This window comes from Hymenobacter latericoloratus (assembly GCF_014199535.1).
Taxonomy (GTDB): domain Bacteria; phylum Bacteroidota; class Bacteroidia; order Cytophagales; family Hymenobacteraceae; genus Hymenobacter; species Hymenobacter latericoloratus.
On sequence record NZ_JACHNV010000003.1, the window covers coordinates 685358 to 709597 of the forward strand.

22 protein-coding genes and 1 pseudogene are annotated in these 24240 nt (G+C 59.5%); 13 read left to right on the forward strand and 10 right to left on the reverse strand.

The genetic code is table 11. From position 1 onward, the window contains the following. Positions 1-3: 3 nt before the first annotated feature. The gene (locus GGU46_RS13440; protein WP_183404027.1) at positions 4-768 is read left to right on the forward strand and encodes a hypothetical protein; all 765 of its coding nucleotides are present in this window, start codon (positions 4-6) and stop codon (positions 766-768) included. A gap of 104 nt (positions 769-872) precedes the next feature. On the opposite strand, the gene GGU46_RS13445 is transcribed toward GGU46_RS13440, so the two are convergent. Next, positions 873-1043: a lmo0937 family membrane protein gene (locus GGU46_RS13445; RefSeq protein ID WP_183404028.1), complete on the reverse strand. Its 171-nt coding sequence runs from the start codon at positions 1041-1043 to the stop codon at positions 873-875. Between the two features lie 342 nt (positions 1044-1385). Here GGU46_RS13445 and GGU46_RS13450 point away from each other — a divergent pair, with 342 nt between their 5' ends. Next, positions 1386-2276 (forward strand): 3-hydroxyacyl-CoA dehydrogenase family protein, encoded by an 891-nt coding sequence (locus GGU46_RS13450; protein WP_183404029.1) that lies wholly within the window; start codon positions 1386-1388, stop codon positions 2274-2276. A gap of 225 nt (positions 2277-2501) precedes the next feature. After that, positions 2502-3047, forward strand: a complete 546-nt coding sequence (gene msrA / locus GGU46_RS13455; protein ID WP_183404030.1) for a peptide-methionine (S)-S-oxide reductase MsrA — start codon at positions 2502-2504, stop codon at positions 3045-3047. A 98-nt stretch (positions 3048-3145) separates the two neighbouring features. Here the strand turns inward: msrA and GGU46_RS13460 are convergent, their stop codons facing one another. Both GGU46_RS13460 and GGU46_RS13465 read right to left on the reverse strand, forming a co-directional pair. Then, positions 3146-3952: a hypothetical protein gene (locus GGU46_RS13460; protein WP_183404031.1), complete on the reverse strand. Its 807-nt coding sequence runs from the start codon at positions 3950-3952 to the stop codon at positions 3146-3148. A gap of 160 nt (positions 3953-4112) precedes the next feature. Then, entirely contained in the window at positions 4113-4937 is an 825-nt protein-coding gene (locus GGU46_RS13465; RefSeq protein WP_183404032.1) for a 2,3,4,5-tetrahydropyridine-2,6-dicarboxylate N-succinyltransferase, read from the reverse strand. Between the two features lie 93 nt (positions 4938-5030). Between GGU46_RS13465 and GGU46_RS13470 the strand changes: the two genes are divergently transcribed. From GGU46_RS13470 to GGU46_RS13490, 5 genes are all read left to right on the forward strand, one after another. Continuing rightward, a complete protein-coding gene (locus tag GGU46_RS13470) occupies positions 5031-6218 on the forward strand; it encodes a glycosyltransferase (protein WP_215906346.1) in 1188 nt (395 codons plus the stop codon). A gap of 113 nt (positions 6219-6331) precedes the next feature. After that, on the forward strand, positions 6332-7327 hold the full coding sequence (locus GGU46_RS13475) for a 3-oxoacyl-ACP synthase III family protein (RefSeq protein WP_246398978.1): 996 nt from the start codon (positions 6332-6334) through the stop codon (positions 7325-7327). Positions 7328-7476: 149 nt separating this feature from the next. Then, positions 7477-8136: a metal-dependent transcriptional regulator gene (locus tag GGU46_RS13480; RefSeq protein ID WP_183404035.1), complete on the forward strand. Its 660-nt coding sequence runs from the start codon at positions 7477-7479 to the stop codon at positions 8134-8136. 96 nt (positions 8137-8232) lie between these two features. Continuing rightward, positions 8233-9651, forward strand: coding sequence for a tRNA uridine-5-carboxymethylaminomethyl(34) synthesis GTPase MnmE (mnmE, locus tag GGU46_RS13485; protein ID WP_215906347.1), 1419 nt, complete (start codon positions 8233-8235; stop codon positions 9649-9651). A gap of 317 nt (positions 9652-9968) precedes the next feature. Beyond that, positions 9969-11261, forward strand: coding sequence for a citrate synthase (locus GGU46_RS13490; RefSeq protein WP_183404037.1), 1293 nt, complete (start codon positions 9969-9971; stop codon positions 11259-11261). A 91-nt stretch (positions 11262-11352) separates the two neighbouring features. Here GGU46_RS13490 and GGU46_RS13495 read toward each other — a convergent pair whose 3' ends face one another. The 7 genes from GGU46_RS13495 to lepA all read right to left on the reverse strand — a co-directional run bounded on the left by GGU46_RS13495 (position 11353) and on the right by lepA (position 18470). Beyond that, the gene (locus tag GGU46_RS13495) at positions 11353-11715 is read right to left on the reverse strand and encodes a hypothetical protein (protein ID WP_183404038.1); all 363 of its coding nucleotides are present in this window, start codon (positions 11713-11715) and stop codon (positions 11353-11355) included. A gap of 185 nt (positions 11716-11900) precedes the next feature. After that, the gene (locus tag GGU46_RS13500; RefSeq protein ID WP_183404039.1) at positions 11901-12269 is read right to left on the reverse strand and encodes a hypothetical protein; all 369 of its coding nucleotides are present in this window, start codon (positions 12267-12269) and stop codon (positions 11901-11903) included. A 291-nt stretch (positions 12270-12560) separates the two neighbouring features. Beyond that, entirely contained in the window at positions 12561-14510 is a 1950-nt protein-coding gene (locus GGU46_RS22470; protein WP_183404040.1) for an OmpA family protein, read from the reverse strand. 14 nt (positions 14511-14524) lie between these two features. Further along, positions 14525-15175: a 7-carboxy-7-deazaguanine synthase QueE gene (locus GGU46_RS13510; RefSeq protein WP_246398977.1), complete on the reverse strand. Its 651-nt coding sequence runs from the start codon at positions 15173-15175 to the stop codon at positions 14525-14527. 287 nt (positions 15176-15462) lie between these two features. After that, positions 15463-16374, reverse strand: a complete 912-nt coding sequence (locus tag GGU46_RS13515; protein ID WP_183404041.1) for a bifunctional 5,10-methylenetetrahydrofolate dehydrogenase/5,10-methenyltetrahydrofolate cyclohydrolase — start codon at positions 16372-16374, stop codon at positions 15463-15465. A 10-nt stretch (positions 16375-16384) separates the two neighbouring features. After that, positions 16385-16576: a hypothetical protein gene (locus GGU46_RS13520; RefSeq protein ID WP_183404042.1), complete on the reverse strand. Its 192-nt coding sequence runs from the start codon at positions 16574-16576 to the stop codon at positions 16385-16387. A 106-nt stretch (positions 16577-16682) separates the two neighbouring features. Further along, positions 16683-18470 (reverse strand): translation elongation factor 4, encoded by a 1788-nt coding sequence (gene lepA, locus GGU46_RS13525; RefSeq protein ID WP_183404043.1) that lies wholly within the window; start codon positions 18468-18470, stop codon positions 16683-16685. A 272-nt stretch (positions 18471-18742) separates the two neighbouring features. Here lepA and GGU46_RS13530 point away from each other — a divergent pair, with 272 nt between their 5' ends. The 5 genes and pseudogenes from GGU46_RS13530 (at position 18743) to GGU46_RS13550 (ending at position 23732) form a co-directional block, all read left to right on the forward strand. Then, complete coding sequence (locus GGU46_RS13530) at positions 18743-19150, forward strand: GlcG/HbpS family heme-binding protein (protein WP_183404044.1); 408 nt, start codon at positions 18743-18745, stop codon at positions 19148-19150. Between the two features lie 84 nt (positions 19151-19234). Further along, the gene (locus GGU46_RS13535; RefSeq protein WP_183404045.1) at positions 19235-21085 is read left to right on the forward strand and encodes a glycoside hydrolase family 15 protein; all 1851 of its coding nucleotides are present in this window, start codon (positions 19235-19237) and stop codon (positions 21083-21085) included. Between the two features lie 227 nt (positions 21086-21312). Next, entirely contained in the window at positions 21313-22164 is an 852-nt protein-coding gene (locus tag GGU46_RS13540) for a carboxypeptidase-like regulatory domain-containing protein (RefSeq protein WP_183404046.1), read from the forward strand. 130 nt (positions 22165-22294) lie between these two features. Beyond that, positions 22295-22678 (forward strand): annotated as a pseudogene (locus GGU46_RS13545) (Uma2 family endonuclease); the annotation flags it as partial. A 259-nt stretch (positions 22679-22937) separates the two neighbouring features. Beyond that, positions 22938-23732 carry a carboxypeptidase-like regulatory domain-containing protein gene (locus tag GGU46_RS13550; protein ID WP_183404047.1) on the forward strand — a complete coding sequence of 265 codons (795 nt, stop codon included), beginning with the start codon at positions 22938-22940 and terminating at the stop codon, positions 23730-23732. Positions 23733-24240: the final 508 nt, after the last annotated feature.

Genomic DNA, 24240 nt, shown 5'->3' on the forward strand with positions numbered 1-24240 from the left:
CATATGAAACGACTTCTGTTTTTTGTTCTTTTTGGTGGGGCCAGCCTTGGGTTGGCCCCTACCGTTTCGGCGCAGGTAACCGATACCACGCGCACGGTAAAGCCGCAGCTGAACACGGCTCCGCCCGGCGCGGCCCCGGTGCGCACGCCGGCGCCCGTGTACCAGCCTACCCCCACCCCGCCCACCGAACCGGCCCAGCCCGGCGTGCCGGCCTCCAATGCTCCCTACGACCCTAACCGCCCCTCGGGCCTCGATTTACCCCAGCGGCCGGGCGTAGCCGCGCCGGAGCCACCCATGCGCCGCTACTTTCTGTACAGCAACTTCGGGTTGGGCTTTAGCAGCATCTATGGCCTCAACCAGTTCAGTGCCAGCATCGCGCCGGCCATCGGCTACCGCGTCTCCAAGAAGTTCGCTCTCGGCCCTGGCATCACATATGCCTATAACAGCTTATCGGCTCGGGGCTTTGAGGGTATTAAAACCAACAGCCTCGGCCTGAAAGGCTTTGCTCAGCTAATGGTGTTTGACCAGTTCTTCCTGCACGGGGAGTATGAGGTAACCAAAGCCGAAGTGGTGTTTCAGGACCAGTACGGCCAGCTACGCAAAGGCAAGCTGACGGTGAAGACACCCCTGGCTGGGGCCGGCTACCGCCAGCAGATCAGCGACCGGGCCGCTGCCGACATCGTGGTGCTTTACAACTTCAACGACGGCATCAACGATATCTACGGCCAGCCCGTTATCCGCTTCAGCTTTCTGTTCGATCTGAAATAGAACCTACGGCGGGTAGCACACAAAAAAGCCTGACTCAAATGAGTCAGGCTTTTCGCGTTTTTCGGACTAAAGAATTCCACTACCAAGTGGAATGAGGTGGCTGGTTATACTACCCGCCCGCCCCGGATAACCCGTAGCAGAATGGCGATGATAGCAATAACGAGCAGTACGTGAATCAGGCTGTTGTTTCCGATGCCGGCGCCAAGTACGCCGAAGAAACCCAGAGCCCAGATGATGATCAGAATGACCGCAATGATATACAGCAGATTACCCATGATGGAGAGGAGAGAGTAGGTGAAAAAAGGGAGAGAACTGGAGCGGCTGCCTGTCTGGAATAGGGAGGACAGGATGGGTAGCCGATCTGCGGTTTTGTACGCGCCAACTCCAGCAAAAGGTTTATTCTATATTCATATTTTTTTTAGCGACAGGATCTTTCAACGCCAAAAACCCTATTTACGCCTCAAAAACCACCTTTATTAAATCAAGAAATTACGTATAGCAATACACAAATTAGTGAGCTATGTACTGCCTGGGCTGGGTTTGGTGTAGCTTTGCAGCAGCCCTTTCGCGGCTACCATCCCTGTTTTTCAGTTCTTCCCACCCACTTTTATTTCTCTATGCGTAACGTCGCCGTTATTGGCTCGGGCACCATGGGCAATGGTATTGCCCACGTGTTTGCCCAGCACGGATTCTCCGTTGCCCTCATCGACATTAACCAGCCGGCCCTGGAAAAAGGCCTGGCTACCATTGGCAAGAACCTCGACCGCCAGGTGGCCAAGGGCGCCCTCACCGACGCCGACAAAACTGCTACCCTGGGCCGCCTCACTACCTACACCAGCGTAGCGGAAGGCGTGAAGAACGCGGGCCTGGTGGTAGAAGCCGCCACCGAAAACGTGGAGCTGAAGCTGAACATCTTCCGCGAGCTGGACCAGCACGCCCCCGCCGATGCCATCCTGGCCTCCAACACCTCTTCTATTTCTATTACCCGCATTGCGGCCGTAACCAAACGCCCGGCCCAGGTGATTGGCATGCACTTCATGAACCCGGTGCCGGTGATGAAGCTGGTGGAGGTTATCCGGGGCTACGCCACTTCCGAAGAAGTAACCCAGCGCATCATGGACCTGTCGCGGGAACTGGGCAAAACGCCCACCGAGGTAAACGACTACCCCGGCTTTGTGGCCAACCGTATTCTCATGCCCATGATTAACGAGGCCATTTACAGCCTGTACGAGGGCGTGGCCGGCGTAGAAGAAATTGATACGGTCATGAAGCTGGGCATGGCCCACCCCATGGGCCCCCTGCAGCTCGCCGACTTCATCGGGCTGGATGTGTGCCTGGCCATTCTGCGGGTGCTGCACGAGGGCCTGGGCAACCAGAAATACGCCCCCTGCCCCCTGCTGGTCAACATGGTGACGGCCGGCCGCCTGGGCGTGAAATCGGGCGAAGGCTTTTACTCCTGGACCCACGGCACCAAGGACCTGGTGCTGGCCGAGCGGTTCCGGAAGTAATTTCCTACTCCGGCTTTGAAGCCAAACCGGCCCTTTTGCCTTCCCGGCAGAGGGGCCGGTTTGTTTTTATGGCAGCTCAGCCGTATTGCTAAACTTTTCGGCCCTCAAAATCCTTTTACCCGTATGATACGAGCTGTATTAACTGCTTTGCTGTGGCTGGGCCTGCTGACGGCCGCCACCGCGCAACGAGCAACCTCTAAGTCATCAACTACGAAACCCCCACGAATGGAACAGGCAACTTTTGGAGCCGGCTGCTTCTGGTGCGTCGAGGCTGTTTTTCAGGACCTCAATGGCGTCGAGAAAGTAGTATCGGGCTATACCGGCGGACGCATCGCCAACCCTACCTATAAAGAAGTATGCAGCGGCCTGACGGGCCACGCCGAGGTAGCCCAGATTACCTACGACCCTAGCAAAATCAGCTTCGCGGAGCTGCTGGAAGTGTTCTGGAAAACCCACGACCCCACGACCCTCAACCGCCAGGGCGCCGACGTAGGAACGCAGTACCGCTCGGCCATCTTCTACCACAACGATGAGCAGAAGCGCCTGGCCGAGGAGTACAAGAAAAAGCTCAACGCGGCCCACGCCTTCCCGAATCCGGTGGTAACGGAAATCGTGCCCCTGCAGAAGTTCTACGCGGCCGAGAACTACCACCAGAACTACTACAACCAGAACGGCCAGCAGCCTTACTGCCAGTTTGTGGTGAAGCCCAAGGTTGATAAGGTGCGCCAAGTGTTTGCCGACAAGCTCAAGCCGGAAGCCAAAGTGCACTAAGCCGAAGCCATTATAAAAAGCCCGCCCTGACAGTGTCAGGGCGGGCTTTTTTGTGGTTCATCTTCGCCTGAGCGCGCAAGAATACGCTCAAGCGAGCCTTATTGCTGCTCAAGCAAATCAATCTGGAAGGGGCCATGCTCGCGGCCGAGGGCGTAGAACATGGCTACCTGGTTCATGAGGGTGCGGGCGTACAGATCGAGGCCGCGGGTTTCCAGGATCTGGTTGTTTTTCACGATAATGAAGCTGACCAGCTCGCCGGGGTAGGCCCCGTCTTCGCCCACGGGCGGAATGGCCTCGAAGGGAGAATGTGACTTGACGGGGATGAAGCCGGTTTTGGGCAGCTCCATGAGGGTTTTCTCACCGTAGGGAATAAAGCCCTTCAGGTGCGAGTAGCGGTAGTTCGGGTTCCAGACCCAGCTGCCATTGAAGATGTAGTACTCATCGGTGCCCAAGCGCAGAAACTCCCGCAACGACACATTGACGGCAATGCGCCAATTGGTGCGCTCCTCCAGCGTCTGGGTGATGATGGCTAGGCGCGTGGGGTCGGTTACGTCGGTGAGGGGCTGGGTCAGGCGGGCCTGCACCACCAGCTCGCAGCCAGCGTATAGGTTCAGCAGCTGCTGGCGCCAGGCGTTCTGGGCGCCCAGCTGGTAGGCATCGGCCCGGCTGAACTCGAAAAAGTTGTGGGTGTAGGGCCCGGCAATGGCTACCCCGTCGCGGCCGTTGGGCTCGGCCCACTCCACCAGGAAGCAGGGGCGCGTGCGGCCATCCACCCAGGGCAGTTCCCGGTTAAAGGCCACTCGGGTTTGCACCTGCTCGGGGCTGATGCCTAATTCCTGGGCTACGTAGTCGCGCACTTCGTCGCGGGCCTGGGCCGCGGACACTACTGATTTGAGGGTACTCATCAAGAAGAATAATCGGGGGAATTCAGGTGAGTGAATTACTCACCGCAGCGCAATATCCTGTATCTGTCCGTGGAAAAAAAGAACCCCGGCACAAAGGGCACAGGGTTCTTTTCCAGGCCCCGGCCTGGGGCACCGGGGTGCCCCAGGCCGACGGGCGGCTCTAAACGGCTACGTTATGCTCGCGCAGGGCGTCGTTGAGGGAAGTTTTCAGGTCGGTGCTGGGCTTGCGCTGCCCGATGATGAGGGCGCAGGGCACCTGGTACTCGCCGGCCGGGAACTGCTTGGGCAGGGAGCCAGGAATGACAACGGAGCGGGCCGGCACGTAGCCGCGGTACTCCTTGGGCTCAGCCCCGGTTACATCAATAATGCGGGTGCTACCCGTGATGGTCACGCCGGCCCCAATTACGGCTTCCTTGCCCACGAAGCAGCCCTCTACCAGAATGCTGCGCGAGCCTACGAAGGCGCCATCTTCCACGATAACGGGGGCTGCCTGTACGGGCTCCAGTACCCCGCCAATGCCTACCCCCCCGCTCAGGTGCACCCCGGCCCCAATCTGGGCGCAGGAGCCTACGGTGGCCCAGGTGTCCACCATAGTACCCTCGCCGACCCAGGCGCCGATGTTGACGTAGCTGGGCATCATAATTACGCCCGGAGCCAGGTAGGCGCCGTAGCGGGCTACGGCCGGGGGCACCACGCGCACCCCCTGCTGCTCGTAGTTGGTTTTCAGCCTCATCTTGTCGCGGAACTCGAAAGGCCCTACCTCCAGGGTCTCCATCTGCCGGATGGGGAAATACAGGATAACCGCCTTTTTCACCCAGTCGTTTACCTGCCAGTCGGCGCCTTCGGTAGCGCCGGGCTGGGCCACGCGCAGGCGGCCCTTATCAAGCTCTTCAATTACGTGCTGGATGGCCTCCGTGGTGGCGGCTTGCTGCAACAGGCTCCGGTCGGTCCAGGCAGCCTCAATCAGGGTTTGGAGTTCAGACATGAAATAGTAAGTTGTCAGTGGAGAGCTGCCAGCTGTCGATTCGCAGGTGCCCGGTCATCACAACCACAGCGCACCATTGGCAGCCGGCAACTGATGCCGCGCAAACTTACCATCTTCGCAGGCAATATGCCGCCTTCCCTGACCATTTTGCTGGCCTCCGTGCTCAAGCCCCTCGATGACACTCGTATGCTGGGGAAGTTTGGGCATACGCTGGCCCGGCGGCCGGGAACCACGGTGCACGTGGCGGGCCGCCTTGCGCCTACCCCCCCGGCGCTGCCCGATCATCTGCACACCCACGCCCTGCTGGATGGCAGCCGCCTGAGCCTGGCCCGCCTGCGGGCGCAGTGGCGCTACTGGCAGCTGCTGCGGCGTTTGCAGCCCCAGGTGGTAGTTGTGCACGCCCCCGAGCTGCTCCCGCTTACGGTGCTGTGGCAGCTGCGGGGCCTGGGGCGGCGCTTTGCGTATGACGTACGCGAGAACTATGCCCTCAACATCCGAACCCAGCAGGTGTACCCGGCCTGGGCGCGCGGGCTGCTGGCCAACCTGGTCCGCGGCCTGGAAGCCCTGGCCGCCCGCCGGGCCTGGGCCGTGCTGCTGGCCGAGCGCAGCTACGCTGAGGAGCTGCCCTTTGCTTGGCCGGCCAAAACACTGGTCATGGAAAACAAATACCAGCCCAATGCTGCCGAAGCCGCTCCGGCGGTTTTTCCGCGCCGCCTCCCTACCCCTGCCGAGCCGCTGAACCTGCTTTATTCCGGCACTATTTCGGAGCTGAATGGGGTGTGGGAGGCCATTCGCTTCACCCAGCACCTGCGCGCGGCCTGGCCCGGGGTTCATCTTACCATCATCGGGGCCTGTCAGCAGCCGGGGCTGCTCCCGCGCCTGCAAGCCGCCGTGGCCGCGGCCGGCGGCGCCGTTACGCTGCGAGGCGGGGCCGGATTGGTGCCCCATGCCGAGGTAGTGGCCGAAATGCGGCGGAGCCACCTGGGGTTGCTGCCTTACCGCCCCCATACCAGCACGGCCCGGTGCGTGCCCACCAAGCTGTTTGAGTACCTGGCCCACGGATTGCCGATGGTGGTGCCGCCCAACCCGCTTTGGCAGGCACTGGTGCAGGAGCATGGCGCCGGACTGGTTCTTGATTTTCAAGAGCCCGCGTATCCGGCCGCCCCCGCGCTGTCGGCGGCCCTGAGCCAGCCAGCGTACTACCCCCGCGGCATTCCGGCGGAGGCTTTCTGGGATTCCGAAGCCGAAAAGTTGCACCACCTCATGGATTCTATCCGGTAACTGCCGACCTTTGCGGGCCGTTTACGAGGCAGTGCCGAATTTTTCTACCTTCGGCTCGGTTTCCTGTTCCAACTGCCCCGCAAATTCCCCCTTTGATGAACAACACCTTACGAATGTCTGAAATTGCCGGTGTGGGCCACTATGTGCCCGACCGGGTCGTAACCAACGCCGACCTCACCACCCTGATGGAAACCACCGACGAGTGGATTCAGGAGCGCACCGGCATCCGGGAACGGCGCTGGTTTGAAGAAGGCAAAGATACCACGGCCAACATGGGCGCCAACGCGGCCCGCAAAGCCCTCGAAATGGCCGGCCTCACCCCCGACGATGTGCAGCTGATTGTGTTTGCCACCTTGTCGCCGGACTACTTCTTCCCCGGCTCCGGGGTGCTGCTGCAGCGCGAGTTGGGCATTCAGGCTCCCATTCCGGCCTTCGACGTGCGCAACCAGTGTTCGGGCTTCGTGTACGCCCTGTCGATGGCCGATCAGTTCATCAAGACCGGCATGTACGACACCGTGCTGGTGGTCGGCTCCGAGATTCACTCCTCCGGGCTGGATATCAGCACCCGGGGCCGGGCTGTATCCGTTATTTTCGGCGACGGCGCCGGCGCGGTGGTACTGCGCCCCAGCACCCGCGAGGAGCACGGCATTCTGAGCACCCACCTCCACTCCCAGGGCGAGCACGCCGAGGAGCTGATTGTGAAAGAGCCCGGCTCGAATCGCAACAACCGGGTAGAGTACGTGGTAGCCAACGAGCTGGACATGTACCCCTACATGAACGGCCAGAACGTGTTCAAGCACGCGGTGGTCCGTTTCCCCCAGGTAATTAAGGAGGCTTTGGACCAAAACGGCTACCAGCCCCAGGACCTCGACATGCTGATTCCCCACCAGGCCAACCTGCGCATCACCCAGTACGTGCAGCAGAAAATGGGCCTTTCGGATGATAAAATCTTCAGCAACATCCAGCGCTACGGCAACACCACGGCCGCTTCGGTGCCCATTGCGTTAAGCGAAGCCGTGCAGGAAGGCCGCATCAAGCGCGGCGACCTGGTTTGCCTGGCAGCGTTCGGCTCGGGCTTTACCTGGGCTTCGGCCCTGATTAAATGGTAGGAAGCCGCTGAGCACAGCAACGGCCCGGGCGGTAGCTTCCGGGCCCTACGCCCGCAGAAAAGCGCGGCCGGTGCCCGTCACCGGCCGCGCTTTTTGCAAAACCTTACATCTTCGTCCTGTCACTCCTGGCTTCGCCGCCTTTCACCCACGTGCCCAGCTACACCGAGGAAAACTATCTAAAAGCCATCTACAAGCTGGCCGAGGCCGCTCCTGGCACCGAGGTCAGCACCAACAGCGTGGCCGAGGCCCTGCAAACGCGCGCCGCCTCGGTGACGGACATGCTGCGCCGCCTCGGCGAGAAAGGCCTGCTGCACTACACCCGCTACCGGGGCGTGACGCTCACGGCCGAAGGCCGCCGCCTGGCCCTGCTTACCATCCGTAAGCACCGCCTCTGGGAGGTATTTCTGGTGCAGCAGTTGGGCTTCAGCTGGGACGAGGTGCACGAGGTGGCCGAGCAGATGGAGCACATCGACTCTGACCTGCTCATTCAGCGCCTCGACGAGTTTCTGGGCTACCCCCAACTGGACCCGCACGGCGACCCTATCCCAACGGCCGAGGGGGTGTTGTACCGCCCCCAACACCGGCTGCTGGCCGATCTGCGCCCCGGCGACCAGGGCACCGTGGTAGCCGTCAAGAATACTTCCGGGCCCTTTCTGCAGTACCTGGATAAAGCAGGCCTGAAGCTGGGCACGCACATTGAAGTATTGGATAAGATCCAATTTGATAACTCGCTTGAAATCAGAATTAATAAAACGAAAGAATATCTGATTTCCGCTGAGGTCAGCCGCAATTTGTTCGTGACGGGCTGAGGAACCTTGCTGCCGGCTGCCGGGCCGGCTGCCAGTCTGCGAGCCAGCTGAGTGGGTACCCGTCCGGCTGCTTTTCCCGAGGCCGAACCCCTACCTTTGCGGCCAACCCTATCCTCTTTTGCCGCCGTGGCTGCTCTTCCTACCTCCCTTTCCGATACCATCGTTGCCCTCTCGACGCCGCCCGGCGCCGGCGCCATTGCCCTGGTCCGCCTCTCGGGGCCCGAGGCCATTCGCCTCACCGATGAGGTGTTTGCCGGCAAGCCCCTGCGCAACCAGCCCGGCCATACGCTGCACTACGGCACCATCCGGGATGGGGAGCGGATTATTGATGAGGTAGTTGTTTCGCTGTACCGGGGGCCACATTCCTACACCCGCGAGGACGTAGTGGAAATCAGCACCCACGGCTCCGATTACATTGTGCAGGAACTGCTAGGACTGCTGACCCGGCGCGGAGCCCGCCTGGCTGAAGCCGGCGAGTTCACTAAGCGGGCCTTTTTGCACGGCGCCTTTGATCTGGCCCAGGCTGAAGCCGTGGCCGACCTGATTGCCGCCGACTCGGCGCTGTCGCACCAAGTAGCCCTGCGCCAGATGCGCGGGGGCTTTTCGCAGGAACTACAGAACCTGCGCGGCCGCTTGGTGCAGTTTGCCGCCCTGCTGGAGCTGGAGCTGGACTTCGGCGAAGAAGACGTGGAGTTTGCCGACCGGACCGGGCTGGTGCAGCTCCTGCAGGAAGTTCAGGCGCTGGTGCGCCGGCTGTTGCGGTCCTTTGAGCTGGGCAACGTCATCAAGCATGGCGTAACCACCGTTATTGCCGGGCGGCCCAATGCTGGTAAAAGCACCCTGCTCAATGCCCTGCTCAATGAGGAACGGGCCATCGTATCAGACATTGCCGGCACCACCCGCGACCTGATTGAGGATGAGGTCAGCATCGAGGGCATCCGCTTCCGCTTCGTGGACACGGCCGGCCTGCGCGACACTACCGATGTAGTTGAGTCTATTGGGGTAGAGCGCACGCGCAAGCGCGTACAGCAGGCAGCATTGGTTGTATATCTGTTTGATATCAAGACGACTACCCCCCAGCAGCTTGAAGAGGAAATTGAAGGGCTGCAGGCTCCGGTGGGCACTTCGGTTTTGGCCGTGGGCAATAAGTCGGATGTGGCTTCCGGGCCGGAGCTGGCCGCATTCCGGAACCGCCCGGGCACTGTGCTCATCGCGGCTTCGCGGGGGGATGGCCTCGACGAACTGCGGCAGGAGCTACTGGCTCTGGTGCGAGTTGACGGCCTCGACCGCACCGGCGCCAGCACCATCGTCACCAATGTGCGTCATGCCCGCAGTCTGGAGCAGGCAACTCAGCATCTTGATGCTGTGCTGACGGGCCTGAGCAGTGGGGCTGGCACCGAGCTGCTGGCCGCCGACCTGCGCCACGCCCTAGCGGCCCTGGGCCAGATTACCGGCGAAATCAGCAACGACGACTTGCTCACCAGCATCTTTACCCAGTTCTGCATTGGTAAGTAGCTCCTCCTACGACCCGGAGCAGCTAATATTCGTTCTGTTGCGGTGGAGAAACTGTCGTAGCAGTCAGGCACTCCCTCCGGCCGTAGGGCACTACGCCCGCCCCGTTGTACAAAATCAGGGCGGAAATGCGGTAACCGAGCGGAAAAAGTCGGGTTATATGCCGGACTTGTCAGGCCGGGGGCTTTTCTTTGCGCTTTACCCAACTCAAACAACAACCTGGGTCGGATTGTAGTATAGGCGCCAAACTCTCACGGGGTTTTACTGCTAGTTGGTAATTCTTTAGTTTCGCCCCGCAACCCACCCTTCAACCCAAGCTTATGGCAGAATCTGCTGAACTGATCCTCGACGGGAAATCGTACTCTCTCCCCGTTATTGAAGGCACCGAGCAAGAAAAGGCCTTCGACATTGGCAAGCTGCGCGACCAAACCGGCTACGTAACCCTGGACTCGGGTTACAAAAACACCGGGGCGACCAAGAGTGCCATTACCTTTCTCGACGGCGAAGAAGGCATTCTGCGCTACCGGGGCTACCCCATTGAGCAACTGGCCGAGCAGTCGTCGTTTATTGAAGTAGCCTACCTGCTGATTTACGGCAAGCTGCCCACCCAGGCGGAGCTGGCCGATTTCTCGGGTCAGATTACCAAGCACACCCTGGTGCACGAAGACGTGCGCAAGATTTTCGACGGCTTCCCGTCGGCGGCCCACCCCATGGCCATCCTCAGCAGCCTGATCTGCGCCCTGACCGCCTTCTACCCCGAAAGCGTATCGCCGGACCTGAGCAAGGAGGAAATCAACCTGAACGTGATTCGCCTGATGGCCAAGCTGCCCACCATTGCGGCCTGGACCTACAAGAATCAGATGGGTCACCCCCTGAACTACCCGCGGAATGACATGGACTACTGCTCCAACTTCCTGCACATGATGTTCAGCTTCCCCACGGAGAAGTACGAACTGAATCCGGTAGTTGTCAGCGCCCTCAACAAACTGCTCATCCTGCACGCCGACCACGAGCAGAACTGCTCTACCTCTACCGTACGCTTGGTAGGCTCGGCCAATGCGTCGCTCTACGGCTCGGTTTCGGCCGGTATCAACGCTTTGTGGGGTCCGCTGCACGGCGGCGCCAACCAGGAGGTAGTTGAGATGCTGGAGGCCATTGAGCGCGACGGCGGCGACACCAGCAAGTTCATTGCCAAGGCCAAGGACAAGAACGATTCGTTCCGCCTGATGGGCTTCGGCCACCGCGTGTACAAAAATTTCGACCCACGCGCTACCATCATCAAGAAAGCCGCCGACGAGGTGCTGACGGCCCTGGGCCTGCAGGACAGCCCCCTGCTGAAAATCGCCAAGGAGCTGGAGCAAGCCGCCCTCACCGACGAATATTTCATTCAGCGCAAGCTCTACCCCAACGTGGACTTCTACTCGGGCATTATCTACAAAGCCCTGGGCATCCCGACGGAGATGTTCACGGTAATGTTTGCCCTGGGCCGCCTGCCCGGCTGGATTGCCCAGTGGAAGGAGATGCGCGAGAACAAGGAGCCCATCGGCCGTCCGCGCCAGATCTACACCGGCGAAACCGCGCGCGACTACGTTAGCATCGAGCAACGCTCGTAGTGGTTCTGCCCTGTCAACAGAAAATAAAAAGCCCGCTACAGCGGGCTTTTTATTTTCTGGATATTCAGTTCGAATATCGTTATCGAGCCAATTAACGCACGTTCGCGGCGGTAAAAGTCTGTTTCATGTCGTCGTAGGCAGCTAGCTGCTTCGGCCGTAGCACGCAGGCCAAGTCCCACTCGTAGCGCATTTGGATGTCGGCCAGCGCTTTGTCCAACTCTTCAGCGTCGGTACTGAATTGCTTGCGTGCTTCCGCCATTTCCGTAAGCAAGCGCAGGTTCAGCTGACGCACTTTCACATATTGTCCTTCGCTGAGCTTGGTCCGCTCAGCTATGCGGCGGGTGAGCTCGCTAGCCCGGGCCGTTAATTTTCCGCCGTCGCCGGGAGCGGCCTGGGCGGCAGTTCCTGCGGTTACCAGCAATGCAAATGCAAGGCAAACGAATACGTTTTTCATAGTGGTGTAGGGTTAGTGGAGGATGAAACCAAAAAGAAAATCGACTCTATAGCAGGTAGTTAAATATAGTACATATGTATAACATATTCAATATTATATTTTAACAAAATCATGTCATTTGGTTTTTGCAGGTAGCTCACCCGCAGAGTCCCCTACTCAGTGGGGGCCCTGCGGGTGTAAGCCTGCTACTTGGGGGTAGCGCCCAATGCCGTCATGCTGGTGCGGCTCTGCTGAAACAGGGCGAGCTGGGCCGGACGCAGCATAGCGGTCAGGTCGGTTTCGTAGCGGGCCTGCGCTTCGGCCAGGCGCTGATCCAGCAGGGCGGCATCCCCGGCAAAGCGGGTTTTCAGGTCTTCCTGCTCCAGCAGCATGCGGATGTTGAGTTGCTTTAGCCGCAGATATTGCCCTTCATCGAGGCGGGCTTTGTCTGAGATGGAACGGGTTAGAGCCGTTGCGCGAGCCTGGATGCTGGTAGGGCTATCGGGCTCAGTACCGGCGAGCACCGCGCCTTGCAAGCCGAACAGCAAAACCGCGAAGAGAGTAGCTTTTTTCATGGTGTTGTAATAAAAGTGAATGGAAAACGAGGAAACCCGGCAACGCTCTGAAAAGGGGTGGATGTAACACAAATCCTTCTTCATGTGATTTCCGGGGTGGCCAAATATATACTCTACTATTTAATAAAAAAAAGATTTTCTATAACTATTCTACTTTAATACTTTCACCAAAAAGTTCTATTCGCCTCATTTTGAATCCGGTAATAATCGTATCGCAAAGGAATACTACAACACAAAAAAGCCCGGTTGCACAGGCAACCGGGCTCCAAAGCGAGTAACTAATCTTACCTCTTACAGGATACGAAGCTCAATACGCCGGTTCTGTTGCCGGTGTTCATCGGAGTCGTTTGGGTTTAGCGGCTTGGTTTCACCGTAGCCTCTGAAGCGCAACCGAGCAGCCTTCACTCCTTGGCTCACTAGGTACGTGTACACCGATTTTGCCCGATTCTGTGACAAAACCAGATTGTCATCATCGGAACCTACGTCATCGGTGTGGCCGGAAATCTCAACCTGAATGTCGGGGTACTGCTTCATGAAGTTGATTAGACGGTTCAGCTCCGTCCGTGACTTGGGCTTTAGCTCGTACTGTTTCGTGTCGAAAAACAGGTTGTTCAGCACGATGCTGCGGCCTGACCGTACGGGTTCAAGGTAGATATCCAGGGTCAGGGGGTCGAAATTGCGCTTATCGCTGTAGTCAAAGCTCAGGCTCTTCATCAGATACTTGTCGGCGGCGGCGTACATGGCGTACTGCCGACCTTCGTTCAGTACCACGGTGTATTCGCCATTTTCGGCGTCAGAGCCTACGTACTGCACCAGCTCATCAGTGTTCAGGTCGTAGAGCTGCACATCGGCCCGGATTGGTTTCTTGGTGTAGGCATCGAATACCCGCCCTTGCGTGTAGGTACTGGTTTCGCGGGCCTTGACTTCCTTGGGCACTTCGAAACCGAACAGCTCTACCGGCCGGTCGCGCTCCTGCCGGACGCCCGGCTCCGCCGCCCGGGAGCGGGAGCAGAAGCCGCGGCGGTTATCGGAACTGATGAAGAGGGAGGCTTCGTTCTCGAAGGTATTCAAGGGGTAGCCGAGGTTCTGGGGCGCCCCCCATTTACTGCCCGCCACCTGCTCGCAGCGGTACACATCCAGCCCGCCCATGCCCACCAGCCCATCGGTAACGTAGTAGAGGGTAGTGCCGCTGGCGTGAATAAAGGGCGCCATATCCTTGCCGGAGGTATTTACCGGTTCCCCCAGGTTGCGGGCCAGCGTCCAGTTACCGTCGGCATCGAGGGTAGTCACGTAGATGTCTTCCTGGCCCTTCCCGCCCCGCCGAGTGCTGGTGAAATACAGGGTGCGCCCGTCAGCGGAGAGCGTGGGCTGCGAGTCCCACTCCGAGGAATTGACGTTGCGACCCAGATTCTGGGGCTTACTCCAGGTATTGCCCGTGCGCCGGGAAATGTACAGGTCGCAGTTGCCCACGGAGTTAGGCCGGTCGCAGGAGGCAAATACCAGCGTCTTGCCGTCGCCGGAGATGGTGCCAGCTCCTTCGTTGTAGGGGGTATTGATGGCGGTTGAAATGGAGGCCGGCGCCCCCATGCTGCCATCCTTATTCTGGCGGCTGACAAACAGGTCTTCCCCGCTTTCCGCTGTGGGCCGCCCCGTAAACAGTAGAAAGCGGCTGTCGGCCGTCAGGGCCGGGAAATACTGAAAGCGGTAGGTGTTCAGAGGCTCTGGCAGGCGCTCGGGCTGGATGCCGGTGGGAGCAGCCAGAGCCTTCTGGGCAAACTCGCAGTTGAGAAGCTGCCGCTGGGCCCGGGGGGCGTAGCGGGGGCTTTTCGTGGCGGTTTTCAGGTACTTTTTATAGCTATCTGCCGCCGCCGCATACTCCCCAAAGCTCATGGCCAGCTCCCCCAGGGTGTAGTAATCATTGGCCCGGCCGGGGTCCAGGGGAAGTTTGGCCAGTCCGTCGCGGTAGGCTTCAAAGGCGGAGCGGTTTTCGCCGAGCGCCTTCAGCAGCGAGCCTTTCATGACGTAAGGCTCCCCCAGGGACGGAAACTTCTGGTTGAGTTGGGTAAGGGTTTCAATGGCCTTGCTGAAATCCCGGTCCTTGGCCTGCGCCTGTGCCTTGTCCCATAAATTCCGGGCTTTCGTATTGGTACTACTCAGCTTGGCCTGAGCAGTGGCATCCAGGGAAATAACCTCACTCACTGCCAGCAACACCACGAACGGAACTATAAACAAAGGGCGCATAGGCGGGTAGGGCGCTACGGAATATCGAGAAACTTATGCGTCTGCAGCGACACCTGCCACTGCGGATTAGCTTTTACGTAGTCAACAATCAGCGGCATCATGGCCGGGGCTTTGCTCCACTCGGGCTGCAGGTACAACCGGCACCCGGGCCCGACCTGGGCGGCGTGCTGCTCGGCCCAGTCGAAGTCGCTTTTGTTGAACACCACGATTTTCAACTCGTGGGCCGCAGCCAGCACCGAGGGCAGCGGGGCCTTGAATTTTTTGGGGGAAACGCAGATCCAGTCCCACTGCCCACTCAGGGGGTAAGCACCGCTGGTTTCAATCCAGGTGCGGCAGCCGGCCTGGCGCAAAGCGGCGGTTAGGGGCTCCAGATCGTGCATCAGGGGCTCACCACCGGTTATTACTACGTTACGACCCGGCTCGGTGGTTACAGCTGCGACTAATTCGGCTACATGCTGCCGGGGGTGCGCATCCACGGGCCAGGATTCTTTCACATCGCACCATACGCAGCCCACGTCGCAGCCGCCGAGGCGGATGAAGTAGGCGGCGCGGCCGGTGTTGTAGCCCTCGCCCTGAATAGTGTAAAACTGCTCCATCACGGGCAGGGTGGGCGCCGCAGCCGCCTGGGCCGGGGCCGCCGACGTAACAGGAAGTTCGTGCAGCAAAATCGGGTAATCTGAAAAACAACAATAGGGATTCCGGGGATAAGCAACACACCTAGTGCCCAGCCTATTTTCCGGCAGCCCAATCTTAAAAGTAGTACACAGCCCCGAATTCTAAAAGCCTGAGCAGGTTTTCATTGGATTTTACGAAACAAAGTCGCGGTTGAGCTTCCCGCTCTTATCGGCAGGTAACGAAAACGCGCCCGGTAAAGTCGTGAGCAGCAAACAACACGGCCCCCTGATGCGGGCATCAGAGGGCCGGATGGGTAACGCGTATCAGGAGCGAGAAACTACTTGGGGTACACTTCTCCCTTGGCCGCCCGCAGGGTGTTGAGCAGCAGCATGGCAATGGTCATGGGGCCTACCCCACCCGGCACGGGCGTGATGTAAGAGGTGAGGGGTGCTACCTCAGCAAAGTTCACGTCGCCCTTCAGCGCCCATCCCGATTTCTTGGTGGCATCTTCTACCCGGGTAGTGCCCACGTCGATAACCACCGCCCCGGGCTTCACCATGTCGGCCGTTACGAACTCCGGCCGGCCCAGGGCAGCTACCAGAATATCAGCAGTGCGGGTAATATCGGCCAGGTTCTGGGTGCGCGAGTGGCATAAAGTAACCGTGCAGTTGCCGGGCTCCAAGTTCTTGGCCAGCAAGATGCTAACCGGCGTCCCGACAATGTTGCTACGCCCGATTACTACGCAGTGCTTGCCATCCGTCACGAGTTCGTAGCGGCGTAGCAGCTCCACGATGCCGGAAGGGGTAGCAGGCAGCAGGGCCGGCAGCCCAGCCACCATCCGCCCGATGTTCATGGGATGGAAGCCATCCACATCCTTCTCGGGCCGCACGGCTTCGATGACCTTGTTGGTGTCAATGTGCCGGGGTAGCGGCAGCTGCACAATGAACCCGTCTATTTCCGGGTCTTGGTTCAGCTCTTCCACTTTGGCCAGCAGCTCCGCCTCCGTAATATCATCCTCGAAGCGCAGCAGCGTGCTCCCGAAGCCTACCCGCTCGCAGGCCAGCACCTTGTTGTGCACGTAGGTTTCCGAGCCCCCGTCGTGGCCTACCAGGATGGCGGCCAGGTGGGGCACCTTCTGGCCGGCCGCGCGGCGCTGGGCTACCTCAGCGGCAATTTCTTCTTTGATGGCCTCGGCGGTTTGCTTGCCGTCGATGAGGCGGTAGGTAATGGCGTCGGGGGCGGTGGTCATAGGTACGGGATTAAGCTGGGTCCTGAGGTTGGTTAGGCGTTGATTTGTTTTCGTGGGCGGCAATGGCGGCGGTACCGGCGGCCTGCAGCGCGGCTTCCATGGCGGGCCAGTCGTCGCGCCACCGGAACTTGCGCTCCTGCCCTTTAATGATTTTGTCTAGCTGCTCCTGGCTCGTACAGTTCTTGAGAAGGGTATCGGACATGTTTGGGGGTAGTAAATCAGTACACGCCCTGTCAAGAAGTGTAGGAGGTGAAAAATTAAAGTGAGAGCAAAAAAGAAACGCGCCCCGATGGAGCGCGTTTCTGGACTTAATCGATTTTCAGTACGGCCAGGAAGGCCTCTTGCGGAATTTCTACGGAGCCCACCTGACGCATCCGCTTCTTACCTTCTTTCTGCTTTTCCAGCAGCTTGCGCTTGCGCGAGATGTCGCCGCCGTAGCACTTGGCAATTACGTTTTTACGCAGGGCCTTTACCGTTTCGCGGGCAATGATTTTCTGCCCGATGCTGGCCTGGATGGCAATTTCGAACTGCTGGCGGGGTAGCAGCTCCCGGAGCTTTTCGCAGAGGCGGCGGCCCCAGTCGTAGCTCTTGCTGCGGTGCACGATGGCCGAGAGGGCATCCACCTTCTCGCCGTTCAGCATCACGTCCAGCTTCACCATGTCCGACTCGCGGAAGCCGATCAGCTCGTAGTCCAGGGAAGCATAGCCGCGCGAGATGGTCTTGAGCTTGTCGAAGAAGTCGAACACAATTTCCGACAGGGGCAGCTCAAACGTCAGCTCCACCCGCTCACTGGTCAGGTAGCTCTGGCCCTTGATGATGCCGCGCTTCTCCATGCACAGCGTGATAATGGGCCCTACGTACTCGGCAGCCGTAATGATCTGGGCCTTAATGTAGGGCTCCTCAATGTGCTTGATCATGTTCGGCTCCGGCATCTCGCTCGGGGCATTAATGGTCAGCAGCTGATCCTTGGTGCCGGTAGCGTGGAACTGCACCGAGGGCACGGTGGTAATTACCGTCATGTTGAACTCGCGCTCCAAACGCTCCTGCACAATTTCCATGTGCAGCATGCCCAGGAAGCCGCAACGGAACCCGAAGCCCAGGGCCACCGAGGTTTCCGGCTCCCACACCAGGGAGGCATCGTTGAGCTGCAGCTTCTCCATGCAGGAGCGCAGCTCCTCGTACTCGGTAGTATCTACGGGGTAGATGCCGGCAAATACCATGGGCTTCACGTCCTCAAAGCCCTGAATGGCTTCCGACGTGGGCCGGGCCACGTGGGTAATGGTATCACCAACTTTTACTTCGCGGGCTTCTTTGATACCGGAAATGAGGTAGCCTACGTTGCCGGCCCCGATTTTGGGGCGGGGCTCCTGGTTGAGGCCCAGAATCCCGATTTCGTCGGCGCCGTACTCCTTGCCCGTGGCCATGAAGCGGAGCTTATCGCCCTTGCGCATGGTGCCGTTCTTGATGCGGAACAAGACCTCGATGCCGCGGTAGGAGTTGAAAACGGAGTCGAAGATGAGGGCCTGCAGCGGGGCTTCCGGGTCGCCCTTCGGGGCCGGAATCCGCTCACAGATGGCGTCCAGAATTTCCTTGATGCCGATGCCCGCCTTACCCGAAGCAGGAATAATTTCCTCCCGCTCGCAGCCGATCAGGTCCACAATTTCGTCCGAAACCTCCTCCGGCATGGAGTGGGGCAGGTCGATTTTGTTGAGAACCGGAATAATGGTCAGGTCCGAGCCGATGGCCAGGTAGAGGTTGGAAATCGTCTGGGCTTCAATCCCCTGTGAGGAATCGACGATGAGCAGGGCACCTTCGCAGGCGGCAATGGAGCGCGATACTTCGTAGCTGAAATCGACGTGGCCGGGCGTATCAATCAGGTTGAGCGTGTACTGCTCGCCCTGGTACTGATACTGCATCTGGATGGCGTGGCTCTTGATGGTGATGCCCCGCTCCCGCTCCAGGTCCATGTTGTCGAGCAGCTGGGCTTGCATATCGCGCTTGGCCACGGTCTGGGTGAATTCCAGCAGGCGGTCGGCCAGCGTGCTTTTGCCGTGGTCGATGTGGGCGATGATGCAGAAATTGCGAATGTTCTTCACTAGAGGCGGTTTTTTGCAACCGCGAAGGTAGGCAAACCGGCCCGGAAAAGCTAACCAGCGGCTCCGGGTGGCCGCCGGCACATTCTGCCGGCCTACCCCCGGCTGAGCCCGCAACCCGCCCGGCTTTACCCGGGCGGCGCGGATACTGTACTGCAGGGCCGGGCAGCCGCCAGCACCGGGTTTCGGCCGGAGCCCTACCCCCTACCGGCCCGAACAAACCCTTCGTAATCCCGTTGGCATAAAGCAACCTCCACTTTCTTTTCTTTCTTCCGATGGGAATTACCCTGAAACAAGCGCAGGCGGCCGTGCAGGCGGCACACGACAAAGCCCTGCAAATGGGCGTAAAAATGAACATTGCCGTGGTTGATTCCGGGGCTAACCTCGTGGCCTTTATCCGCATGGACGACGCCTGGCTGGGCTCCCTGGACATTTCTATCCGGAAGGCTAAAACGGCCCGGTTCTTTGACATGCCCACCGGCGACCTGGGCAAAGCTTCGCAGCCCGGCGGCTCACTTTATAACATTGAGCACTCCAACGGGGGATTGATTACGTTTCCGGGCGGTATTCCGCTCAAGAATAGCGAAGGGCAGATATTCGGGGCCATTGGGGTTTCAGGCAGCACCGTGGAAGACGACCATGCGGTGGCAGAAGCCGGCGTCCGGGCTCTTCAGGGCCAATAAGCTAGTATCTATTCTTTCCTCCCATATCTCTACCGCTCACCTCCGGCGTAGTGTGCCTGGGGTTGGGCGGTAGCCTGGTTTTGTATGGCAGCTTACCTTCCGCTTGAAGACTACGGCCTGATTGGCAACCTGCACACGGTAGCGCTGGTTTCCAAGGTTGGGTCCCTTGATTACCTGCCCTTTACCCGCTTCGATTCGCCCACCATTTTCGCGGCCCTGCTGGACGCGGAAAAAGGAGGCTCGTGGGTACTACAGCCCACGGGCGCAGAAGTGCGCAGCAAGCAGCTGTACCTACCCGATACGGGGGTACTGCTCACGCGCTTCTTCACCGGGGAGGGCATAGCCGAACTCACAGATTTCATGCCCGTGAAGCGCTACGAGCAGAATTGCGCCGTAGTCCGGACAGTGCGCGTAGTGAAGGGCGCCATGGAATTCCGGATGCAGTGCGCGCCCCGCTTCGACTATGCCCGCACCTCCCACCAGGCCCGCCCGCAGCCCGACGGCAGCATTCTGTTCAAAAGCGACGGGCCCGACGGATTTCAGTTCCGGCTGCTGGGCAACCAGCCGTTTGAAACCACCGACCCGGGCGACGCGGGAGGTTGCTGGCGCCTAGAGGCGGGCGAAACAGCCAGCTTCGTGATTGAGGCTACCCCCACCAGTGACCCCAACTTCATTGCCCGCGACCTGGCGCACTACACCGAGGCCGCATTTGCGGATACGCTCCGCTTCTGGCGGGAGTGGGTGGAAAGCAGCACCTACACTGGGCGCTGGCGCGAAACCGTGCTGCGCTCCGCCATTACCCTAAAGCTGCTTACCTCCCTGCAGTACGGCTCCACGGTAGCCGCCGCTACCTTCTCGCTGCCGGAAGCCGTGGGCGGGGTCCGGAACTGGGACTACCGCTACACCTGGATCCGGGACGCGGCTTTCACCATGTACGCCTTCCTGCGCCTGGGCTTTATGCAGGAGTCGAAGGCCTTTCTGCGCTGGATTATGGACCGGTGCGTGCAGCTTCCGGAGGCCGGCGACCTGCAGCTGATGTACGCCGTGGATGGCACCTCTGATTTGCCGGAGCAGGAGCTGGACCACCTCAGCGGCTACCGCGACTCGCGGCCCGTGCGCATCGGCAACGGCGCTTCCCGGCAGTTTCAGCTGGATATCTACGGAGAGCTGCTGGATACCATCTACCTCTATAACAAGTACGGCGGGGCCATTACCTACGATTTCTGGCAGCACGTGTGCCGGCTGGTAAACTACGTGGCCGAAAACTGGCGCCGTCCCGACCACGGCATTTGGGAGGTGCGCGACGAGGACCGGGAGTTTCTCTCGGGCAAGATGATGTGCTGGGTGGCCCTGGACCGTGGCATCCGTATTGCCCGCGACCGGTCGTTTCCGGCTCCGCTGGTGGAGTGGCACCGCATCCGCGACGAAATTTACCAGGAAGTGTACGAGCACTACTGGAGCGAGCAACGACAATCCTTTGTGCAGTCCAGGGGGAGTGCGGTGCTGGATGCTTCGGTTCTGCTCCTACCCCTGATCCGCATGTTCAGCCCGGCCGAGCCGCGCTGGCAGGCCACCATGCGCACCCTCGAACAAGAGCTGCTGCTGGATTCCCTGATGTTCCGCTACCGCACTGAGCACGGCGCCACCGATGGCCTCACGGGCGAGGAAGGCACTTTCACGATGTGCTCGTTCTGGTACATTGAAAACCTCTCGCGGGGCGGCGAGGTGGACAAGGCGCGCCTGCTGTTCGAAAAGCTGCTGGGCTTCGCGAGTCCGCTGGGACTGTACTCGGAGCAGATCGGGCCCCAGGGCGAGCAGATCGGCAACTACCCGCAGGCCTTCACCCACCTGGCCCTGATCAGTGCCGCCTTCCAGCTCAACCGCGACCTGGACGCCCGCCACGAGGGCCGGGCCGGCGGGCACCAGTTTGTTTAGCAAATGAGAAACAGGCCGCGGATGAGCCGCTGCAGCCCCTGACAACACAGGCTCCTTCGTAGTTTGCTTTATCTTCGTACCAGCCGCAAGGACTGCCCCGGGCGGTTCTTGCGGCTACATACCCAGTCCTTTCCGCCCGTCGGCCGGGCCGGCATGGGCTACCCTACCTCTTCCCGGCTCTGGTGGCTTACTGACAGCCACGCTTCTGGCTTTGCTTTTCATTCGGTATGCTTTACCGCTTTTGTTTCCTTCTGCTGCTTTGCCTGGCCGGTTTCAGCCTGCAGGCCCAAACCATTCTGGAGGGCCGCGTTCTAAATTCCCAAACCAAGGAGCCCGTGCCTTTTGCTACGCTGGGGGTGCCCGGTCGTGGCATTGGCACCGTGGCCGATGAGCAGGGCCGTTACCTGCTGCGCCTGCCTACCCTGCAGGATACCCTTATTGTTTCCTGCGTGGGTTTCGACCGGCAGGTGATAGTGCCTGATGCCCTGGCCGCCGGTCAGCGCGAGTTTCAGCTGGCGCCTCAGGAGCAGGCGCTGCGGGAGGTGAAAGTAGAGCGCCGCCGCGTACACGAGGGCCTACTGGGCCGCAACAAGGAAAAGGCCGATGTGCTCTGGATGGGGGGCTCCAGCGGCAAGGAAACCGTGGACGATGAGTGGGGCTGGGAGCTGGGCACCGTGCTGCGGCCCACCCGCCGCTCCTACCTGGAGGAGTTTCATCTGTTTCTCTCGGCCAATACCTACGAGCACCTTCGCTTCCGCCTGAACCTGTACGCCCTGGAGCAGGGCCGCCCCGGCCGGATGCTGCTTTCCCAGGACATCCAACTGGTGCTCAGCCACCAGCAGCGGGGCTGGCAAACCGTGGACCTGCGCCCCTACGAGCTGCTGCTGGAAGCCCAGCAACCTGTAGTGGCTACCATTCAGTGGCTCCAAAGTGAGAAAACGAATCCGTGGGATAAGTACTTCGCTATTCCCGTCACGCGCCAGCCCAAGCAAACCATGGTGGAGCGCGAGAATAGTCAGGCCATCTGGACCGTGCACCCCCTGCAGCCCAGCCTGTACTTCACGGTGCTGACGGAGTAAGCCAAGTAGTAGCCGAAACAGGCTGGGTTTGCGTACTTTTACCCTATGCGTACTTCCCTTGAAACCGGCGGCATCCTGTTAGGTGGCTCCTTCCTGGAGCGCATGACCGACATCGTATAGTTGGTTTTCACAACACGAGCAGGCGGGAGAAGTATTCGACTCTAACACCGGCTTCACCCTCCCTGACAGCTCCGTGTTGTCGCCGGATGCCTCGTGGGTTTCGGCCGCCAAGTGGAACGCGCTGACTCCGGAGCAGCAGGACAAGTTCGCGCCCGTGTGTCCGGAGTTTGTGTTGGAGCTCAAATCGGCCACCGACTCCCTGAAAACCCTGCAGGCCAAAATGCTCGACTGGCTCCGCAACGGCGCCCAACTAGCCTGGCTGCTCGTGCCGGAAACCGAAACCGCCTACCTCTACCGCCCTGGCCAACCCGAAACGGTGCAAGGCTTTGACAATGAGCTGTCCGGGGAAACGGTGCTGCCGGGGTTTCGGCTGCGGCTGGCGGAGCTGCGGTAGTTTGCACGGCTGGTTTTAGCCCGCAGAGGTTAGCGCAGAAGACGCTGAACTCTGCGCCCTCTGCGTTTCTTCAGCGGCTTCTGCGGGCTCATACGTTGTTCGTAACTGCGTTTTGCGCCACTTTGCAACGCTTTACGCTTATGGCTGCTCTCCTGCCTGAACCTATTCGGCAAGCTATATGCGTTTGATTTTTTGGTGGAGCTTAGTATTCACTCTGTTTTCGAGTTACGGGCTGCACGCTCAAACCCTACAGGGCACTGTGCTCCACGATTCTCTGACTACCCCCGTGCCGTTTGCTTCCTTAGGCGTCAGGAATAAGCCTCTGGGAACTGTAACCAATGAGTTCGGGCGTTTCCAATTCCCTGATTCTCCGACGCTGTCGGGCCAGGATACCGTGGTGGTTTCGTGCGTGGGCTACTGGCCGGTTCGCCTGCCTGTGCAGCAGCTGCGCCAGCACCCAGCCGTGGTCCGACTGCGGCCCCGGGCTCAGGCGTTGCGGGAGGTAACGGTGCAGCATCGGCAGCTACGCCCAGAAGTGCTAGGCCATTCCGGCAAAAGTGGTTTGGCCCGCTGGGGCATCGGAGGTATGGCGCAGGATAGTTCTCGCCAGCACGACATGCGGGGTCGGGAGTTTGGCACCTTTCTTAAGCCAGCCCGGAACTGCTACGTGGATAGCTTTAATGTGTACATCGAAAGTAACCCGTTTACTGCCCTCCGGTTGCGGCTGATGTTATACACTGTGCGCAACGGTAAGCCGGCCGAGCCCCTACTGACCGATGACGTACAATTTGTGGTGCGTGACCAACGCACTGGCTGGGTATCAGTGGATTTGCGCTCTTACAATCTGCGGCTGGAGAAAAAGCAGCCGGTGGCAGTAGCTATGCAATGGCTAGATAGTGAAGGGGCTTTCCAGAATAACTGGTTTTTTGGTATTCCGGCCGTGTTTCCTGCTCCCCTGCACCAGGTTTTCGGCCGCGACAAAAGTCAGGCACGGTGGAAGACTTTCCCTATGCAGCCCAGCTTGTACTTGGCTGTCCAGAGCTGGCAAGAATGAAGTAGGCCACCAGCTAGGTCAGGGTATATGAACAGTTGCTGACACAACACTTTCTTCCTGCAAATCTGTCCTTGAGCCTATCCTGCCGGGCATTTCCTTTACCTTTCGATCAAGCTGGTTTTGTTGTGCCCTTGTTGCCTAATACGCCTATGATCCTACGCCTTACTCAAACAGCTTTCATGCCTGTGGCCTTCGGGTTACCTATTGTTCTATTTTTCATCTTGGTTATTTTAGGCTGTGCTCCTCTTCTGTCTGCTGGCATTGGGCTGGCTTGTCTCGCTGTAGCACATTGGCTAGTGCAAACGGGCATAGAAGTAGACCTTGATAGAGAAAGCCAGCGTACTTACTATTCCATTCTAGGAAACTCAATAGGCTCCTGGGAACCATTACCTCCGGTCAGAGGCATCACACTCAAATATTTTTCTACTATCAGTCGTAACACGACTCCTTCATCCAGAAATAGTTAGGGAATCTGGAAGGATACGGACAAACGCACCGAAGAAATAAT

Bases quoted from the DNA above. Each gene is read 5' to 3' on its own strand.
- GGU46_RS13440 (WP_183404027.1), top strand. From the start codon at position 4: ATGAAACGACTTCTGTTTTTTGTTCTTTTTGGTGGGGCCAGCCTTGGG.
- GGU46_RS13445 (WP_183404028.1), bottom strand. From the start codon at position 1,043: ATGGGTAATCTGCTGTATATCATTGCGGTCATTCTGATCATCATCTGG.
- GGU46_RS13450 (WP_183404029.1), top strand. From the start codon at position 1,386: ATGCGTAACGTCGCCGTTATTGGCTCGGGCACCATGGGCAATGGTATT.
- msrA (WP_183404030.1), top strand. From the start codon at position 2,502: ATGGAACAGGCAACTTTTGGAGCCGGCTGCTTCTGGTGCGTCGAGGCT.
- GGU46_RS13460 (WP_183404031.1), bottom strand. From the start codon at position 3,952: ATGAGTACCCTCAAATCAGTAGTGTCCGCGGCCCAGGCCCGCGACGAA.
- GGU46_RS13465 (WP_183404032.1), bottom strand. From the start codon at position 4,937: ATGTCTGAACTCCAAACCCTGATTGAGGCTGCCTGGACCGACCGGAGC.
- GGU46_RS13470 (WP_215906346.1), top strand. From the start codon at position 5,031: ATGCCGCGCAAACTTACCATCTTCGCAGGCAATATGCCGCCTTCCCTG.
- GGU46_RS13475 (WP_246398978.1), top strand. From the start codon at position 6,332: ATGTCTGAAATTGCCGGTGTGGGCCACTATGTGCCCGACCGGGTCGTA.
- GGU46_RS13490 (WP_183404037.1), top strand. From the start codon at position 9,969: ATGGCAGAATCTGCTGAACTGATCCTCGACGGGAAATCGTACTCTCTC.
- GGU46_RS13495 (WP_183404038.1), bottom strand. From the start codon at position 11,715: ATGAAAAACGTATTCGTTTGCCTTGCATTTGCATTGCTGGTAACCGCA.
- GGU46_RS13500 (WP_183404039.1), bottom strand. From the start codon at position 12,269: ATGAAAAAAGCTACTCTCTTCGCGGTTTTGCTGTTCGGCTTGCAAGGC.
- GGU46_RS22470 (WP_183404040.1), bottom strand. From the start codon at position 14,510: ATGCGCCCTTTGTTTATAGTTCCGTTCGTGGTGTTGCTGGCAGTGAGT.
- GGU46_RS13515 (WP_183404041.1), bottom strand. From the start codon at position 16,374: ATGACCACCGCCCCCGACGCCATTACCTACCGCCTCATCGACGGCAAG.
- GGU46_RS13520 (WP_183404042.1), bottom strand. From the start codon at position 16,576: ATGTCCGATACCCTTCTCAAGAACTGTACGAGCCAGGAGCAGCTAGAC.
- GGU46_RS13530 (WP_183404044.1), top strand. From the start codon at position 18,743: ATGGGAATTACCCTGAAACAAGCGCAGGCGGCCGTGCAGGCGGCACAC.
- GGU46_RS13535 (WP_183404045.1), top strand. From the start codon at position 19,235: ATGGCAGCTTACCTTCCGCTTGAAGACTACGGCCTGATTGGCAACCTG.
- GGU46_RS13540 (WP_183404046.1), top strand. From the start codon at position 21,313: ATGCTTTACCGCTTTTGTTTCCTTCTGCTGCTTTGCCTGGCCGGTTTC.